Here is a 17,071-nt window from a genome sequence, read left to right on the forward strand (position 1 = left end):
TTTGAGACCACCTTCACCTTTCTTCCGCGCCGACTCGGTGTTCACTTCACGAAACCAGGCGAAAGGACCCCCCACCCATGCGCAGCACCGCCCTTCCCGGCCGCATGCGTCCGCCACCACGTCTCCACCAGCGCAGCGTCGCCTTCCTGAGTGCGCTCGTGCTCGTGCTGACCGGGCTGCTCGGCCTCAGCCAGCTCGCCGGTCCCGCCTCGGCTGCCGCGGCCGACTACACCCAGAGCGTCACGCAACTGAACGCGACGCAGGCGCAGATCTCCTTCACACCCACCACGGCCGCGCTCTACGTCGATGTGCACTACCTCGTCAACAGCGCCGGCCAGCAGAACGTCCGTATGGCCAACAGCGCGGGCACCTGGACCCAGACCGTGAGCTCACTCACCAACGGGTCGGTCCTGGAGTACTGGTTCACCTACGAGAAGAGCGGCCCGCAGTACGACACGCCCCACTTCACGTACACCCAGGGCGGTGGCGGCACCGGCTCGGTGGCCACACCGACCTTCAATCCGGCGGGCGGCAGCTACACGTCGGCCCAGAGCGTGACGCTCGCGGACGCGACCGCCGGCGCGAGCATCCACTACACCCGTGACGGCTCCACCCCCACCGCCGCGTCCACGCTGTACAGCGCGCCGATCAGTGTCACGGCCACCACCACCGTCAAGGCCATCGCCGTCAAGTCCGGCCTCACCGACTCGGCCGTAGCCAGCGCGACCTACACGATCGGCGCATCGGCCGGCTGCCCCACACAGTCGGACACGCCGAACTTCGGCCCGAACGTCCACATCTACGACCCGAGCATGGCCAGCGCCACCATCCAGGCGCAGCTCGACGCGCAGTTCGCCCAGATGAAGGACACCAACACCGCGCAGTTCAGCTCGAACCGCGTGGCACAGCTCTTCAAGCCGGGCACGTACGCCGTCAACGACAACGTCGGCTTCTACACCTCGGTGGCCGGTCTCGGGCAGAACCCGGACGACGTGACGATCAACGGTCACGTCACCGTGGACGCCTTCAACGCCTCCGACGCGGGCAACGCGACACAGAACTTCTGGCGTTCGGCCGAGAACCTGGCGATCAACCCGGTCGGCGGCAACCGCTGGGCCGTCGCCCAGGCCGCCCCGTTCCGCCGCATCGACGTCCACGGCGATCTGCAGCTCTACCCGGCCAGCTACGGCTGGGCGAGCGGCGGCTATGTCGCCGACACCAAGGTCAGCGGCCAGGCCGCGTCCATCTCGCAGCAGCAGTGGTACACCCGGGACAGCAACCTGGGCAGCTGGGCCGGCGGCGTGTGGAACATGGTCTTCTCCGGCACCACCGGCGCTCCGGCGAACACCTTCCCCAACCCGCCCGAGACGACGCTGGCCACCACCCCCGTCTCCCGTGACGTGCCGTACCTGTACGTCGACGGCACCGGCAAGTACCGGGTGTTCCTCCCGTCGCTGCGGACCAACGCCTCCGGCGCGAGCTGGGCGAACGGCAGCACTCCCGGCACCTCGCAGCCGATGAGCCAGTTCTACGTGGTCAAGGCGGGCGACACCGCCGCGACCATCAACAACGCGCTCTCGCAGGGCTGCAACCTGTTCGTCACCCCGGGCGTCTACCACCTGAACCAGACGCTCAACATCAACCGTGCCAACACCGTTGTCCTCGGCATCGGCTACCCGACCTTCGTTCCGGACAACGGCGTCGACGCGATCCAGGTCGCCGACGTGGACGGTGTCCGGCTCAAGGGCCTGCTGATCGACGCCGGCACCACCAACTCGGCGGCGCTGCTGACCGTCGGGCCGGCCGGATCGTCCGCCAACCACGCGGGCAACCCGACGACCATCCAGGACGTGTTCTTCCGGATCGGCGGCCAGATCGCCGGCAAGGCCACGACCAGCCTGATCGTCAACAGCAACAACACGATCATCGACCACATCTGGGCCTGGCGGGCCGACCACGGCAACGCCGGCACCATCGGCTGGACGACCAACACGGCGGACACCGGCGTGATCGTCAACGGTGGCAGCGTCCTGGCGACCGGACTGTTCGTCGAGCACTACCAGAAGCACGAGGTCATCTGGAACGGCCAGAACGGCAAGACGATCTTCTTCCAGAACGAGATGCCGTACGACGTGCCGAACCAGGGCGCGTGGATGAGCGCGGCGGGAGTCAACGGGTACGCCGCGTACAAGGTGGGTGCGGGTGTCACCACGCACGAGGCCTGGGGACTCGGCAGCTACTGCTACTTCAACGTCAATCCGGCGGTGAACAGCTACCACGCCTTCGAGGTGCCCAACACCCCGGGCGTGCGGTTCCATGACGCGCTGACCGTGTCACTCGGCGGCGTGGGCACCATCACCCATGTCATCAACGACACAGGGGCGTTGACCGCCTCGAACACCACTCCCAGCAACGTGGTCGCCTACCCATGACCCGGTGGCGGTGACCTCACGTGAACGCCGGCCTCGGAGCCCTTCGCGGATGCGTGAGGGGCGCCGGGGCCGCTGTCACATCAACCGACGGCGAGTCGGCCCGGACCGGAAGGAGCTGGCAGATCGTGGCCGGGAGCGCTACGATCACCGCGATGATGACTCACTCTGTTCACAGATTGGGGGACCCGTCCGCGCAAGGTGAGTGCTGATGCTCACTGAGACCGCGAACAGGGATTCCCGCCTTTCCTTCTGGCTGCGCGTGCGTGAGTTCGCCGTGCCGCCGTCCATGATCGAGACTGCGACCGCCCGCCGCCGTGCCGGGGACTGGGCAGGGGCCTGCGCTGCCGCAGGCATCGACGTCGATCTCCGTCTGCGTTCCGTGGCACGTACGCACGGCCACGCCATCGCGTCCCAACTCCGGGCCGACCTCCGCCATCTGGTGCCCGACCTGCTGCGCTGGCACATGCCGCGCATCGCTCCCAACGGGCTGCTGCGCCCGGGCCTGACCATCGCCCTGGCTCGGTACGACGACGCGGGGCGTGACGGCGCAAGGCCAGTGCACCTCGTGGCCCGGACTCCGCCGGCCTGGGCGGACGCGGGTCAGCGGATCAGCCTCGCGCTGTGGGACGGAACCCACTCCGAGGCCGGCACCGCCCGCCATCCGCATCCCCATCCCAACCGGCGGTTCCGCCTCGATCTGCACCGCCACCTGTGGGACGCGCGCAGGACCGGTGAACTGCGGATCCGGTCCGGGGCCGATCGGTGGACCGCCGACGGCCACCCCGCGCCCGAACACGCTGTGATGGACGCGGAGTTGACCGGTGCTGAGCAGCCGGGGACTCAGCTCCTGGGGAGCGAGCTGCTGTCGGTAGTACCACCGGGGCGCCACTGCGCTGTTGACCGGTGGGCTGCCGAGGCCGGCATCCTGCTCCACGCCGAGCGGCGGCCCACCGGTCCCGTCGCCGTGCGGTTCGGGGCCCGGCATCGGCTGGTCCTGGACCTCGTCGCCGACAGGGACGGAGGCGGGCCACCCACGCTGCGGATCGCGGCGGCGACCATGGATGGCGGGGATCCCGCGCTGCCGGTCCTGCCCGACGCGGCGGCCTGGGTGCCACCCGACCTGGAACTGATCCGCACCGGTTCGATCCACGTCGACCGGCTGCATCCGCTGGTCGCCTCGGCGCTGGTACCGGATCATGCGCCGGCCGGTCCGTCCCCGTCTCCGCACCGGCCAGGACAGCCGCGCCTCGTGCAGTGCCGGGGAGCTCAGCACCGGATCGCCCTGGTCGACGGGGTACTGGCCCCACTGGACCACGACCCGGCAGAGATCCGGCGGGAGGAACTGCTGGTCGCTCTGACCGGCACTCCGCTTCCCTGTCTGCAGGCCATCGATGCGGCGCACCGCCGTCCTGACTGCCTCACCGGAGTCCGCGAACGCCTGGACCACGGCGACACCGCCGGTGCGCTGGCCGTCGTCGAGGGCCTGTTGGGCCCCGACGCGCTGCTACGCGCCGGTGCGCTGCGCGACGAACTGGAGACGGCGGCGCAGCGGCGGATCACCTACGGGCTGTACCGGTCGGGGTTGATCGGCCCCGGATCCGGCCGCATCCCCCCGAATTCCCCGGATCGTCTGCGTCCCCGCGACAGCCGCTCCCACCCGCGCCACATGACGCTCCGCTGACCTCGGGGATCGCCCTCCCCTGCCCCCCGCTCGACCCCTCACGAACCCAAAGGTGATCAAACATGCCCACATGCACTCCGTTCGCTGCCCCCGACACCCTTTCCGACCCGGTTCGCGCCCCCCAACTCGATGTCGCCGGCGACCTGCTGACGTTGCTGCGCGACGCGACGACCGAACCGCGCCCCGACAACCAACTGGAGGCCCTGACCCTTGCTGTCGCCGCCGACCTGCCCGTCCTCCTGTGGGGCGAGCCGGGTATCGGCAAGACCGCGGCTCTCACGCAGCTCGCCGCGGCTCTGGACCTGCCACTGACCACGGTGATCGCCAGCGTGCACGAGCCGTCGGACTTCTCCGGCCTGCCGGTCATCGGAGACGATCCCGCGGAGCAGGGGGTCCCGATGGCCCCGCCGGACTGGGCCGTGCGGCTGGTACGGGCCGGTCGGGGGCTGCTGTTCCTGGACGAACTGTCCACCGCGCCGCCGGCCGTCCAGGCCGCGCTGCTCCGCCTGGTGCTGGAGCGGCGGATCGGCTCCCTGCAACTGCCTCCCGGGGTCCGGATCGTGGCCGCCGCCAATCCGCGCTCCTCGGCCGCCGACGGCTGGGAGCTGAGCCCGCCGCTGGCCAACCGTTTCGTCCACCTTCAGTGGACGCACGACCACGAGGTCGTGGTGCGCGGCCTGGGCGGGACCTGGCCCCGGGCGACCCTGCCGCTGCTCGACCCGGACAGGCTGCCGGAGGCGGTGGACTTCGCCCGTCGCGCGGTGTGCGGGCTGCTGTCCGTCCGCCCCGCGCTCGTGCACCGGCTGCCCAGCAGTGAGACGCGCCGCGGCGGTGCCTGGCCGTCTCCCCGGAGCTGGGAGATGACGCTGTGCCTCATCGCCTTCGCGACCGCGGCCGGCTCCTCCCGGGAGGTGCTCTCCCTGCTGGTCAGAGGCACCGTGGGAGACGGTCCGGGGCTGGAGCTGCTGGCGAGCCTGGACCGGATGGACCTCCCGGACCCCGAGACGCTGCTCGCCGACCCCGCGAGTGCCGTGCTGCCCGAGCGGGGGGATCTGCGTCAGGCCGTGCTCGACGGTGTGGTGGACGCGGTCCGCAAGCGTCCCGAGAAGTCCCGCTGGAACGCGGCATGGGAGCTCCTGGCCCGGGCGGTGGAGACCGGGGCCCCGGACCTGGTGGTCGTCCCCGCGACCACCCTCGCGTCGCTGCGCCGCGCGGACTGGGACGTTCCGGCGTCGATCGAGGGGCTCGCCGGAGCGGTGACCATGTCCCGGCGGGCGGACCAGGCGGCGGCCCGGGCCTCGGTCACCACGAAGGCAGGCCGATGATCCCGGACACAGCGGGGACCCTGGACCTCGACAAGCTCTTCACGGCCCGGCTGCACGCCGCCCGGGCTCGGCCGTACCTGGCGACCGCCCTGTTCGCCCTGCACCCCGTCGAGTCGCAACGGGTACCGACCATGGCCGTCGACCGGCACTGGCGGTGCTACGTCTCGCCGGGATTCGTGGACCGGACGCCGGTGGAGGAGCTGGCAGGGGTATGGGTGCACGAGGTCTCGCACCTCCTGCGCGACCACCACGGGCGCAGCGACCGGGTCGCGCGGGAACAGGGACTCACCGGCCCGGGGGAACGGCTGCGGATGAACATCGCCGCGGACTGCGAGATCAACGACGACGCGTTCGGTGACGGACTGGTCCGGCCCGAAGGTGCTGTCGAACCGGTCTCCTTGGGGCTGCCGGAAGGCAAGCTCATGGAGGACTATCTGCCCCGGTTCAGCCTCGGGCCGCTCACCCTGGCCGCGGCCTGGCTGGACTGCGGCAGTGGCGCCGACGGGCTGGACCGGGAGTGGGACCTGGGACCGGACGGCGCGCACGGACTCAGCGAGCAGGAGCGGGACGCGGTCCGGTTCCGGGTGGCGGAGGGCATCAACGGCCGTCCGGGGAACGCCCCGCAGGGGTGGAAACGGTGGGCGGAGGAGGTGTTCCACCCGCCGCAGCCGTGGCGGGAGTTGCTGGGCGCGGCGGTCCGCTCGGCCGCCTCCAGTTCCGGCGCGGGCGAGGACTACAGCTACGGCCGGCCGTCGCGGCGCTCGGCCGGGGTGCCCGGCACCGTGCTGCCGAGCCTCCGGCGCAGACCGCCCCGGGTCGCCGTGGTCATCGACACGTCCGGGTCGGTCAGTGACGCCGAGCTGGGCAGCGCGCTCCTCGAGGTCGCCGCCATCTCCCGTGCCGTGGGCGGCCGTCGTGACCTGATCACCGTGGTGCTGTGCGACGCGGCGGCCCGCATCGTGCACCCGCTGTGCCAGGGCGAGGGAATCCCGCTGATGGGCGGCGGGGGGACGGATCTGCGCTCGGGCTTCGCCAAGGCGCTCCGGGCGCAGTCCCGGCCGGACGTCATCGTGGTCCTGACCGACGGGCAGACGCCCTGGCCGAGCTCACGGCCGCCGTGCCGGACGGTGGTGGGTCTGTTCCCCCGGCAGCGTTCAGCCCGGTCCTGGGCCCGGCAGGACGATCCCGACTACGTACCGGACTCTCCGCCCGACTGGGCACGCGTGGTGAACATCGGGGCCGCGTGACGTCCCGGTGAGCCCCACCGCGCTCAGCTTCTGCCCGCCGCCTCCGCGCAGGCGGCGTGACCCCAGCCGCCCGCCACCTTGGCGATCAACTCGCCCTTGGCGTAGGAGCCGGAGCAGTGGCACCGTCCGGGGTACCTCGCCTCGATCGTGCCGGACGAGGCCTTGCCGGTCCGCGGCTTCGACGCGGCGGCCTTGCGACCGGAGCGAGCGCCGTCCGGGGCCTGGGTCACGGCATCCGGCACGGGGAGTTCGGCGCCGGTTCCGCTGCTCGGCTGCTGGCTGATCGCGGCGTCGCTGGCGGCCTTGTCGGCGATCGCGTTGAGCGGATCACCGTTCACCTGGTGCGCGGGAACGTACACGAACTCGACGTCGCGGCCGGTCAGCAGGGCGTCGATGCGCTGAATGATCTCCCGGTTCGCCACCGGCTTCCCGGCGGCCGTCTTCCAGCCGTTCTTCTTCCAGGCGACCAGCCACTTGGTGGCGGCGTCACGGGTATAGGTGGAGTCCAGCCGGACCTCCAGGGGCACGGCCGGATCCGTCGCGGTCAGCAGCTGCTCCAGTGCCGTCAGCTCACCGACGTTGTTCGTCGAGTGTCCCAGCGGCCCCGCCTGCCAGCGCTGCGGCCGTCCCTGGGCGTCCGCGACCACGAAGGCCCACGCCGCCGGGCCCGGGTTCCCCTTGGCGGCTCCGTCACATGCTCCGATAACGCGTTCCATCCCCTGATGATGTCAGGTGTTCCGCCACCCGCCGAGCACGGCGCATACGGCCGGCCGGGGCCCTCCCCGCCAGGGCCCCGCCGACCCGGCCCGCCCCGGAGGGACGACACGGCGTTCCGGATCCTCCCTCCCGTAGCCGGCTACTCGGTGCGCAGCGCCGTCGCGGTGCGGGTCCCGGCCGCCCATCCGGCGGGGAGAAGTGCGCCCGCGGTCGCGATGACCAGTCCGCCCAGGAGGAGCGGGACCAGCACGGGAAGGTGGTAGACCGCGAGGTCCTGCGCCGGGAACCTCGTACCGGCGGCGTCACCCATCACCGGCAGCACGTAGTCGTGCAGCGCGATGCCGATCGGGACCCCGACCACACCGGCGACGAGTCCGATCCCGGCGACCGAGGTGATGACCATCGTGATCGTCTGCCTCGGCGACATGCCGAGCGCCTTGAACACCCCGAAGTCATGGACGCGTTCGCGGGTGTCGAGGACGACCGTGTTCAGTACGCCCAGGCCCGCCACCGCGACCAGCATCAGGGTGAGCATCGCGGCCAGCGTGTCCATGGCGACCACCGTGCTGCTCGTCTGTGTGGAGTTGCGTTCGGCGGTGATGCCCAGCGGCTTCAGGGCGGTGTTGAGCGATCGCAGATAGCCCTGCGGGTCGGTACCCGGCGCGAGGTCGATGTGGAACTCGACCGACTCCGGGGCGACGACGGCGCCGAGTCCGGCCAGGGACGCGTTGTCGGTCAGGATGCTCATCCCTTCGTCCCGCAGGTCGAGGGCCTCGCCGACGATCCGTACCGGGGCGTTGCGGCCCTTGTTGGTCAGGGTGATGGTGTCCCCGACGTGGGTCCCGGTGGCGTTGAGGAAGCCGGACGGGACGACCGCCTGGCCGCGGCCGTCGAACCAGGATCCGGAGATCATCCGGTACGAGCCCCAGGACGAGGCGCCCTGGTACGAGATCACGGTCGTCCGGCCGGCGAGCCCCGCGACGCCGACCTTGGTCTCACCGGTGCTGAAATATCGCCGGGTCCCCGATTGCGCGCCGATCTTCGCGGCGATCGCGGCGGGATCGGCCAGGGCCGGAGGCCCGTTCCCGGCCCTGGCCGGTCCCGCGTCCCCTCCGGCGTCGTCGGGGGGCGCTCCCATGGTCCGGACGAGGACGTCGCCGGCCGTTCGCTGGTTGAGGCCGCTCTCGATGCCGTTGAGCGACAGGGCGAGCCCGACGCCGAAAGTGACTCCGACCGTTCCGAAGATCACGGCCGCGGCCATCGTGCCCGACCGCCCGGGACGGGCGAAGGGGTTGGCCAGGCCCAGGCTCACCGGACGCGGCAGCGGCAGCCGGCCGAGCAGCTGCCGGACCACCCGCCCGCGCCCGGCCCGCGGGGCCCGGCCGACGGCGATCGCCTCGACCGTACGCAGCCGCCCGGCACGCAGTGCGGGGGCCAGCGCGGTGGCGACGACCGCGGCGAGGGCGACGGCGGGCACGGCGATGTCGATCCACGGGGCGACCGTCATGGTCCCGGTGCCGTAGGCGCTGCCCTCGATGCTCATGACCGGGATCGCCAGCAGATTGCCGAGGACGACGCCGAGCGCGGCACCGACCGTCGTGGGGATCAGTGCCTGGCCGATATAGGCACGCACGACCTGGCCCGGAGTGAAGCCCAGGGACTTCAGGATGCCGATCCGCCGGGTGGCGGCGCCGACCGCGCCGCTGACCACGATCCCGATGATCAGGACCGACATGAACAGACCGAGCACACCGAAGGCGACGACGAACGGCACGAACGTCGCCGACGTCCTGTCCGCGGCCAGTTTGATCGTCAGGTACGACGCCGCCGCGGTCATCGATCCCGGTGGCACCACGGCGGCGACCGCGGCACGATCGGCGCTGATCTGGGCGTCCGTGGCGGCCTTCGTGAAGCGGTAGAGCATCTGGTATTCGGGCCGGGCTCCGAGTGCGGTCAGCTGCGTGAGCTGCGCCGGCGACACCCACGCCTCGGCGCTGTCGCCCACCGAGGTGGCCAGCCCGACCACGGTCAGCGTCGGACTGCCCGGCAGCTCGGGGAAGGTCATCCGGTCGCCCACGCCGAACGGCGAGTCGAGGGTGCGCAGCACGGTCTCCCCCAGCCCGGTGGCCCATCTGCCGTCGACGAGGTCGAGGTCGTCGACCGCCCCGCCGGCGTCCGCACGACCGACGAACGTGAGCTCCGGCATCCGGTCGCCCGGCGGCATCCCGGAACCGTTCTCGCCGATGTGCGGGCGCAGCGAGAGGACGGGATACGGGCCGCCGGCGGCCGTCACGCCGGCGACGTGCGCGGTGGCCGTGACCTGTGCTGCGGTGACCTTCGCCGCGTCGAACTGCGCGGTCAGGTGTGCGCCGTTCTGGCGGGCGAAGGCATGGTCGAACGGCGCCTGCGACGCTACGACCAGCCCGCCGGCCAGTACCGACGCAGTAACCGCCATCATCGTGGTCAGCATCATCACCAGGGTCTGGACCCGGCGCCGTCCGACGCCGGCGCGCACCACCTTGCCCAGTGCGCTCATCGGACGGCCCCCGCTCCGCTGTTCCGGTCGAGGGCGACATGCCCGTCGACCAGATGGACGGTCCGGCCCGCGCACGATTCGGCGAGATCGAGGTCGTGGGTGACCAGCACGATGGTCTGCCCGCCCCGGTGCAGATCGATCAGCAGTTCACGGACGTCGCGCCCGGACGCCATGTCCAGCGCACCCGTCGGTTCGTCGGCGAGCAGCAGCGCCGGGCGGTTGATCAGCGCCCGCGCGACCGCGACGCGCTGGCGTTCGCCTCCGGACAGCCGGCCCGGGTAGGCCCGGGCGTGCTGGTCGATGCCGAGGGTCTCCAGCAGTTCGTGCGCGCGGGTCGCCGCCTTGCCCCGGGCCGTACCCGCCAGTTGGGCCGGCAGCACGATGTTGTCCAGGACGGTGAGGTCGTCCAGCAGATTGAAGAACTGGAACACGATCCCGATGCGCTCGCGGCGGAAGCGCGCCAGCCCGCCCTCCCCGAGGTTGTCGATCCGTGTGCCGCCGACGGTCACGGTGCCCTCCGTCGGCTTGTCCAGCCCGGCCACCAGGTTCAGCAGCGTGGACTTGCCGCTGCCCGACGGCCCGGTGACGGCGACGGCCTCACCCTCTTCGACGGTGAGCGTCAGCGGGCCGAGCGCGGGCCCGTCCGCGTTGTCGTAGCGTTTGACGGCGCCACGCAGTTCGATCACGTTCCCCATGGAGGTGTCGGTCCTTCCGGTCGCAACGGCCGCGTCCTCGGGGGGACTCCCCCGGGCGGCCCGCTGGCAGGACCGAAGCTAGGTGCGCCCGCTGCGGAGGCGCGTCGGCCGGTGCACCGACATCGGGTCGCCCACGAGGAGGACCCGGCCGCGGCGTCATCCTTGCGAAGTACTCCGCACGGCCGGAGCCCTGATCGCTGAGGCCGATGTGCCCAGGGCGGGCGGCGCCGACAATGTGCTGGTGGAAACGGATGAACGACAGGGATGGCGCCGGCAGGTGCGCGACGCGCTGCGCCCGGACGGCCAGGCTCCCCGGTTGTCGAGGCGGGCTGTCGTCACCGATGCCGCGCTCGCGCTGGCCCTCACGGCGCTGGTGCTGTTCGCGGTGTCCAGGCTGCACTTCGACGCCGGCTGGCCGGCAGGGCCCGATCCGGCGCTGAACCCCTGCTCTCTGCCCGGCCGGCCCCTCCCGCCCGAACGGCCGCCCTTCCCACCCGGTGCTCCCGTGCCGGGCACCGAGTTCCACCCGGCGATACAGGCCTACGTCCTCGGGGCGCTGACAGCGCTGCCGCTGGCGGCGCGCCGGCGGTTTCCGCTCGCCGTCTTCTGGGTGGTGATGTGCGCGACGCTGGCCGGTCCTGACTACACGACCAGGTTCACCCTCGTGGTGTGCCTCATCGCCGCCTGCAGTGCCCTCGTCCACAGCCGCAACCTGACGTCCACGATGGGCAGTTTCGCGCTCGCGGCGGTGCTCGCCGCCACCTTCGACCGGACCACCGACCCCGCACTGCCGTTCTGGTCGGGCCGGCTCTTCGTCCTGCTGGTCGTCGCGCTGATCGCGAGTGTGGTCCGTTACTGGCAGCTGCGGCTCAGAGCCACCCAGCTGCGGTTCGCCGAACTGCAGGTGGCGCAGGAGAAGGCGATGCGCGAGGCCATCGACGAGGAGCGCTCCCGGATCGCCCGCGAACTGCACGATGTGGTGACCCACAACGTCAGCGTGATGGTGATCCAGGCCGGGGCGGCGCGCAAGGTCATGGACACGGCGCCCGAGCAGTCGAAGGAGGCCCTGCTCGCGGTCGAGGCGAGCGGCCGGGCCGCGATGAGTGAACTGCGCCATGTCATGGGCCTCATCGCGGCCTCGGGCACCGGGCACTCGGAAAGCACCGGCGACGAGCTCGAACCCCAGCCGGGACTCGACCAGTTGGACGACCTCGTCCGACGTGTCCGCGCCGCCGGGCTGCCGGTGACCGTCGCCCTGTCTCCCCCGCCGGAGCCGCTGCCACCCGGCGTCGATCTGACCGCCTACCGCGTCGTCCAGGAGGCGCTGACCAACACCATGAAGCACGCCGCCGGCTCGACGGCGTCCGTCACCATAGGCCACGACGACGCGTGGCTGGAGATCGAGGTCACCGACACCGGCGGCACGCAGGGGACGTACGCGCAGGGCGGCAACGGGCGCGGGCTGATCGGTCTGCGGGAGCGGCTCGCGGTCTATGGCGGAACGCTCGTGGCTGGGCGCAGAATCGGCGGCGGATACAAGATCGAGGCCCGAGTTCCGTGGAGAGCCGTATGAGCGCGTGGAGAGCCCTATGAGCCAGCAGCCCCTGCGTGCCGTCATCGCCGACGACCAGGCACTGGTGCGCACCGGGTTCCGGATGATCCTCGCCGCCGACGGCATCGAGGTGGTGGCCGAGGCGGCCAACGGCGCCGAAGCGATCGCGGCCGTCCGGCGCACCCGGCCCGACGTCGTGCTGATGGACATCCGGATGCCGCAGATGGACGGCCTCGAAGCCACCCGGCAGATCCTGGGCGACGGCGAGGCCGGCACCCGCATCCTCATCCTGACCACGTACGACCTCGACCACTACGTCTACGCCGCGCTCACCGCGGGCGCCAGCGGCTTCCTGCTCAAGGATGTGTCTCCCGAGCATCTGGTGGCCTCGGTACGCCTGGTGCAGTCCGGCGACGCGCTGCTCGCACCGACGATCACCCGCCGGCTGATCGAGCGTTTCGCCCACCGCGACGAGGTCAGGTCCGCCGTCCACCGCGACCTGTCAGGGCTCACACCACGCGAGCTCGAAGTGCTGTGCCTGCTCGCCACCGGCCTGAGCAACGCCGAGCTCGCCGAGCGGCTGACCCTCAGCGCGACCACGGTCAAGACGCATGTCGCGCGCATCCTGTCGAAACTCGGGCTGCGCGACCGGGTCCAGGCCGTCGTCCTCGCCTACGAGACCGGCCTGATCTCCCCGGGCGCGGCAACCCCATGAGGTTGCGTCCTGCGGAGTGATGACGGCGCGGCCGGCCTCCGCTGCAACGGAGCCCGGCAGTTCCCCTGTTGACGAGTGGCAACGGCCGGGGTCAGCCATGAAAACGACCGCTATCGGCCTTCGGCACCGACTCGGGTGCCGCACAAGGCTTTGATCCGGTGGACCCGGATTCAGCGCGGTCTCATCAACAATGTCAGCAGATCATTTTGCTTCGCGCAAGCCCTTAACCCCATGGATGCCGCGGTCGAGCAGGTCGGCCGATATGCGACACGAATGCCCATCACCCCCTGCGACCTGCCCTGTTGACGATTCGATCTACGAACCGCGGCAATGAATGGCCGAAAAACCCCCCTCCTCGCCCGGGGATCAGCGTCAATTCGCGATATCCGGTGGACGGCCCTTTCCCCGGCGCCCCATTCTTCTGAGAAGCCCTACGGGCGGAAGGCTGCAACCCTCCGTCCGACGTATTCAGGGCCGACGAGTGGCAACGAGCCAGGGAGGTACCCGCCGAGTGCCCATACACAGGCACACTGACCAACCCACCTGCGAACACCACCACCAGCCCCACCGCGGATTCCGGCTGCGAGGAGCACTCGTCCTGCTGCTCGCCGTCGCCATCCTCGGCGCCGAGCTGGCACCCCGCATCCACCTCGACATCGCCTTCCCGGCACCGACCCTGCCGGCCCTGATCGCCGCCGAACTGATCCGCCGGTTCGTCGGCGCATTCCTCACCAAGGACCACTGATCACGCGAGACCACGCGAAACGCCGGCCGGGACCGATCCTCCCGGCCGGCGCCACGCACGCTGCCGGATGAGGCTCGAACCGGGCCCGGTTGCGACCTGCGCGTCCCACGGGGGCGGTCGGGGCCGGTGTTGCGCCTGGGACCGAGTCAGGTGTTCGACCGACGGAGCTGGAACGGCCCGTATCGGCGGGCAGGCGCCAATGCCGGTCCGAACACGGCGAGATCCCGAGAATATCCGACGGTTCCCATAACTTCCTGATGCGTTTTGCGGGACACTCTGAGCAACCACGACGGCGGGGCGCGGACTGCCTGTGGCGAGCCAGGGACGGAAGCCGTGAACAGGGGGCGGAGTGCGGACTCCGATAAGTGATCCGCTAATGGTGGGGCCTTACCGCATTGTCGGTCGGCTCGCCTCGGGCGGTATGGGGTGGGTGTACCTCGGCAGGTCTGCGAGCGGCCGGGCGCTGGCCGTGAAGGTGGTGCGTCCCGAGTTCGCCGCCGACGCGGAATTCCGGCTCCGCTTCGCCCGGGAGGTCGAGGCGGCACGAGCGGTCAGCGGTGCCTTCACCGCGGCCGTCGTCGACGCCGACACCCAGGGCGATCCGCCGTGGCTGGCCACGCTGTACGTCCCCGGTCCGTCACTCGCCGAGGCGGTACGGGCGGACGGGCCGCTGGCCGAGTCGGCGGTGCGGGTGATGGCTGCCGGGCTGGTCGAGGCGTTGCAGGCGATCCATGCCGCGGGCGTCGTGCACCGCGACCTCAAGCCTGCCAACGTCCTGCTGGCCGAGGACGGCCCCCGGGTCATCGACTTCGGGATCTCGCTGTTCGGCGCCGCCGCGAACACGATCACCCAGGTGGGAACGGTGATGGGCACACCGCCGTTCATGTCCCCGGAGCAGTTCAGGGGCGAGGTGGCGAAGCAGGCAAGCGACGTCTTCTCCCTCGGGGCGGTGCTGGCCTTCGCCGCGACCGGGGTCGCACCGTTCGGCTCGGGCGTCGGCGTGATGTACCGGATCATCCATGAGCGGCCGGCGCTGGACGGTGTCCCTGAGGGGCTCCGCCCCCTGCTGGAACGCTGCCTGGCCAAGTCCCCGCAGGACCGGCCGGACCTAGCCGCGCTGCTGGACGAGGTCCTCCCCCGCGAAACGGCACCGGACGCGCCGGAGCCCGATCCCGAACCGGGCCCCGTCCCCTCGTGGCCGCCGCCCGCCGTCGCCGAGGGCATCCGGGTACGCACCGACGACCTCAACGCGCGTAACCACAGCCGGGGATCGGTGACGTCCGTACCGTCCTGCCTGCTGCTCCACGCGCAGACCCTCCTCGATGCCGGGCTGACCGACCGCATGGTGGCAGAGGCGGTGGGCCGTGGCGGATTCTGAGTCCGCGCCCACCGGCGAGATGGAGCTCGGGTCCAGCTGGCGGAGGTTGGTGCGTGCCTGGGCGGACCGGAGCCACTACCGGTCGACCGAGGACGATGCCGCGATCTCGCTGGAGTTCGACCTGGCGGGCTCGGACCACCCGGTGACCGTGCGCTTCATGGCGACCAGGGATCTGCTGGTGGCCTTCATGACGGACGGTCACATCCTCAAGCCCGACCAACTGGCTCTGGCCGCCGCGGCGTCCAATGCCTGGAACACCGAGCAGCTGATCCCCATGCTCTCGGTCTGGGACGTACGAGGGCCGGGCCCGTGCCTCGCCGGCGTCTGCACTCTTCCCCTCACCTGCCGGATGAACCATCAGCAGTTCGGTGTGCTCGCCACCAAATGGACCGAGCACGCACGCCAGATGTTCACCCGGTGCCACCGCGTCTTCGAACTGTAGAAATCCGCGAGTAGAAGGAGCTGGGGAGCCTCTCGTGCCATCCGACACGGCGCAGCGCGGTCGTCCGATCGCCATGATCCTCACAGCGGTGCTGCTGCTCGGCCTCACGGCCGCCGTGCCGGCGGCAGCGGCACCCGCCGACCCACCGGCGCCCTGCACGACGGCCCCGGCGAAGCCCGCCGACCCGAAGGCGCACTGCCCGGCCACGTCACCGACCTGTGTGACGCCGTCCGCGGGCGGGACCGCGCCCAGGACGACGACGCCCGCCAAGCAGCCGCCCGGCGGCAAACCGACGACCGGCAAACCGGCCACCACCAAACCGGGATCCAGCTCGACAAGCCCCTGCCCGGGCGAGAAGACACCGGCCGGCGAGCACACCAACTGGCTGCTCATCGGCTCCATCACCGCCCTCCTGGGGGTGCTCCTCGCCCTGCTCGCGGTGGCCGTCCGCCGTTCGGGCACCGGCCGCCACTCCGCCCACGCCCCGGCACACCACGACGCCCCGGCATCCCGCCACGAGGCCGATCCGATGGCATCCCGCGCCCCCACCGTGCCCACGCACCTGCCGGGAGCCCGCCGGGCACCGCGGCCGGGAAACCTGCGTCGCGCCACGGTCGCCACCGACCTCCATCCGCAGGGCTACGTCGAGATCGACGAGTGTCTGTTCCGCGCGGTGTGGTCGGAGCCCGCGGAATCCGCGCCGGGGACGGGCGAGCCCGTCGACGTGGCACGCCCCGACCCCCATGACGATTCCCACGACCCGCACGTCCTGCTCGCCTTCCCGGCCGACACCCGACGGAGAGACCATGCGCGATAACACCCACCCCATGACCGTGCGCGTGAACCAGCAGGCCAGCACCCTGCCGTACCAGTACGCGGACATCGAGATCGAGAACAACGCGCAGCGCCTCCCGCTCGTCCTGTGTCTGGACACCTCGCACTCGATGCTCGGCGCGCCCATCGCCTCCCTCAACGAGGCGCTGCGTGACTGGACCCGGGAACTGCACGACGACGTCAGCCTCAGCTACAGCGTCGAGGTCGCCGTCCTGACCTTCGGCGACGCCGGGGTGAGTGCCTGGCAGGGCCCCAATCTGCTGCCGTACAACAGCCCGGTCAGCCCGTTCGTCCCCGCACACCTGTTCCAGCCGCCGCAGCTGAAGGCGGCCGGGGTCACGTTGATGGCCGAGGCGCTGGAGCTGTCGATGCAGATCGTCGCTGCCCGCAAGGCCGAACTGCGCCAGCTCGGCCTGCAGTTCTACCGTCCGCAGATCTGTCTGGTCACCGACGGCCTGCCGACGGACGCGACCGGGCACCCCACCGATGCCTGGCGGCGCGTCGTCCCGGTGCTCACCGAGGAGCAGCGGGCGCGGCGGTTCCGGCTCTACGCGATCGGCGTCGGCGGTATCACCGACCGGGGCGAGGAGGTCCTGCGGGCCTTCGCCCCGACGTTCAACGCCCGGCTGCACGGATTCCCGTTCCGCGAGCTGCTGCAGATGATGTCGGCCAGCGCCAACGCCGAGCAGAGGGGCGCGGGGGACGAGGTCTTCGAGAAGATCTTCAGTCAGTTCAAGACCCAGCGGCCCGCCTGGGAATCCTGATCCGGACC

14 protein-coding genes are annotated in these 17,071 nt (G+C 71.2%); 11 read left to right on the forward strand and 3 right to left on the reverse strand.

From position 1 onward, the window contains the following. Positions 1 to 77: 77 nt before the first annotated feature. The 4 genes from G3I60_RS05550 (at position 78) to G3I60_RS05565 (ending at position 6,685) form a co-directional block, all read left to right on the forward strand. Complete coding sequence (locus G3I60_RS05550) at positions 78 to 2,432, forward strand: chitobiase/beta-hexosaminidase C-terminal domain-containing protein (RefSeq protein WP_239069564.1); 2,355 nt, start codon at positions 78 to 80, stop codon at positions 2,430 to 2,432. Positions 2,433 to 2,640: 208 nt separating this feature from the next. Continuing rightward, on the forward strand, positions 2,641 to 4,113 hold the full coding sequence (locus tag G3I60_RS05555; protein ID WP_164293834.1) for a hypothetical protein: 1,473 nt from the start codon (positions 2,641 to 2,643) through the stop codon (positions 4,111 to 4,113). A gap of 62 nt (positions 4,114 to 4,175) precedes the next feature. After that, positions 4,176 to 5,438, forward strand: coding sequence for an AAA family ATPase (locus G3I60_RS05560; protein WP_164293835.1), 1,263 nt, complete (start codon positions 4,176 to 4,178; stop codon positions 5,436 to 5,438). Further along, complete coding sequence (locus G3I60_RS05565; protein WP_164293836.1) at positions 5,435 to 6,685, forward strand: VWA-like domain-containing protein; 1,251 nt, start codon at positions 5,435 to 5,437, stop codon at positions 6,683 to 6,685. The genes G3I60_RS05560 and G3I60_RS05565 overlap by 4 nt, the downstream gene beginning before the upstream one ends. 23 nt (positions 6,686 to 6,708) lie before the next feature. Here the strand turns inward: G3I60_RS05565 and G3I60_RS05570 are convergent, their stop codons facing one another. The 3 genes from G3I60_RS05570 to G3I60_RS05580 form a co-directional block, all read right to left on the reverse strand. Next, positions 6,709 to 7,401: a ribonuclease H gene (locus G3I60_RS05570; RefSeq protein WP_164293837.1), complete on the reverse strand. Its 693-nt coding sequence runs from the start codon at positions 7,399 to 7,401 to the stop codon at positions 6,709 to 6,711. A 140-nt stretch (positions 7,402 to 7,541) separates the two neighbouring features. Beyond that, a complete protein-coding gene (locus G3I60_RS05575) occupies positions 7,542 to 9,938 on the reverse strand; it encodes an ABC transporter permease (protein WP_164293838.1) in 2,397 nt (798 codons plus the stop codon). Next, complete coding sequence (locus tag G3I60_RS05580; RefSeq protein ID WP_138354417.1) at positions 9,935 to 10,633, reverse strand: ABC transporter ATP-binding protein; 699 nt, start codon at positions 10,631 to 10,633, stop codon at positions 9,935 to 9,937. Before G3I60_RS05580 ends, G3I60_RS05575 begins: the two co-directional genes overlap by 4 nt. A 241-nt stretch (positions 10,634 to 10,874) precedes the next feature. Here G3I60_RS05580 and G3I60_RS05585 point away from each other — a divergent pair, with 241 nt between their 5' ends. From G3I60_RS05585 to G3I60_RS05615, 7 genes are all read left to right on the forward strand, one after another. Continuing rightward, positions 10,875 to 12,206 (forward strand): histidine kinase, encoded by a 1,332-nt coding sequence (locus G3I60_RS05585; protein WP_164293839.1) that lies wholly within the window; start codon positions 10,875 to 10,877, stop codon positions 12,204 to 12,206. 16 nt (positions 12,207 to 12,222) lie between these two features. Next, positions 12,223 to 12,900, forward strand: coding sequence for a response regulator transcription factor (locus G3I60_RS05590; protein WP_164293840.1), 678 nt, complete (start codon positions 12,223 to 12,225; stop codon positions 12,898 to 12,900). Positions 12,901 to 13,411: 511 nt separating this feature from the next. After that, entirely contained in the window at positions 13,412 to 13,645 is a 234-nt protein-coding gene (locus G3I60_RS05595) for a hypothetical protein (RefSeq protein ID WP_138354414.1), read from the forward strand. Between the two features lie 376 nt (positions 13,646 to 14,021). Further along, on the forward strand, positions 14,022 to 15,023 hold the full coding sequence (locus G3I60_RS05600) for a serine/threonine-protein kinase (protein ID WP_198357571.1): 1,002 nt from the start codon (positions 14,022 to 14,024) through the stop codon (positions 15,021 to 15,023). After that, entirely contained in the window at positions 15,010 to 15,465 is a 456-nt protein-coding gene (locus G3I60_RS05605) for a hypothetical protein (RefSeq protein WP_244809647.1), read from the forward strand. The genes G3I60_RS05600 and G3I60_RS05605 overlap by 14 nt, the downstream gene beginning before the upstream one ends. A gap of 34 nt (positions 15,466 to 15,499) precedes the next feature. Continuing rightward, a complete protein-coding gene (locus tag G3I60_RS05610) occupies positions 15,500 to 16,282 on the forward strand; it encodes a hypothetical protein (protein WP_138354413.1) in 783 nt (260 codons plus the stop codon). After that, positions 16,272 to 17,063, forward strand: coding sequence for a hypothetical protein (locus G3I60_RS05615; protein WP_239069565.1), 792 nt, complete (start codon positions 16,272 to 16,274; stop codon positions 17,061 to 17,063). The genes G3I60_RS05610 and G3I60_RS05615 overlap by 11 nt, the downstream gene beginning before the upstream one ends. Positions 17,064 to 17,071: the final 8 nt, after the last annotated feature.

Source organism: Streptomyces sp. SID13666, assembly GCF_010548325.1.
Lineage (GTDB): Bacteria > Actinomycetota > Actinomycetes > Streptomycetales > Streptomycetaceae > Actinacidiphila > Actinacidiphila fildesensis.